Raw genomic sequence first — 816 nt, forward strand, 5'->3', positions numbered from 1 at the left:
ACGAGCGGTGACCCGGATCGAAGGGCCGCGCTCCGCCCCTCGACGTTCAGCGCCGCCAGCTCGAACGCCCAGTACCCGAAGAAGCCTTCCCCGTAGCTGTCACCGGGAGCAACCCGGTCAAGCGAACCGATCCAGTCGGTGGACCTCATCCGCGTCGGCCAGTCGGCGAGGTAGGTCGTGATGGACGATGCTGCTCCAGACGGATGCTCGATCGCAGCCAGCAGCGGACGCGCGAATCGAGGAGGCGGCACCGGATCTCCCACCTCTCCAGCGACAGGAGTGCCGTGCAGGGTCGCAAGTGCTCTGATCAGCGCATCGGCGTCATGCTCCGAAGCAGCGGCGAGGACAGCACGGGCACTGTCGATCTGCCCGGTTCCAGTCGCGAGTCCGACCAAGCGAAGCACGCTGATGAAGTACTCATTGCTCTTCGCAAGGGTCGGAGATGGCGTACCAGTCTCGGATTCGAGCTCGACCCACTCGGCATACGAAGTGGCTACGGACCTGACGGTCGTGCCCACCTCCTCCAAGGGTCGCCCTGCTGAGTACTGCGCGGCGAGGTAGCGGAGACCCATGTGCCATGCTCCACGAACTGCCCTGCGTCGCCGGTCCAGATCTGCTGCAAGTCCCGCCGCGGCAACGCGGCCGTCCCACTTGGCGAAGGTGATGTCGAGCGCCCCCTGCCAGTAGCGCCCGTTGAACTGCTCCGCCCGGGGTGTCAGCACGCCATTTCGACGGGACAGACTCATCGCAGACTCACGGTGCCCAGGGATCACGGGGAACATCCTTGCACCGCCGTCGTGCCCCCCCCCCCCCCCC

At 66.4% G+C, this 816-nt stretch carries 1 protein-coding gene; it reads right to left on the bottom strand.

Translation table 11 applies throughout. From position 1 onward, the window contains the following. A partial coding sequence (locus tag BIU90_RS18500; protein WP_217640879.1) for a DUF1911 domain-containing protein occupies positions 1 to 773 on the bottom strand: 773 nt, incomplete at its 3' end. Positions 774 to 816: the final 43 nt, after the last annotated feature.

Origin of the sequence: Curtobacterium sp. MCBA15_001 (assembly GCF_001864835.1) — a bacterium.
Taxonomy (GTDB): Bacteria; Actinomycetota; Actinomycetes; order Actinomycetales; family Microbacteriaceae; genus Curtobacterium.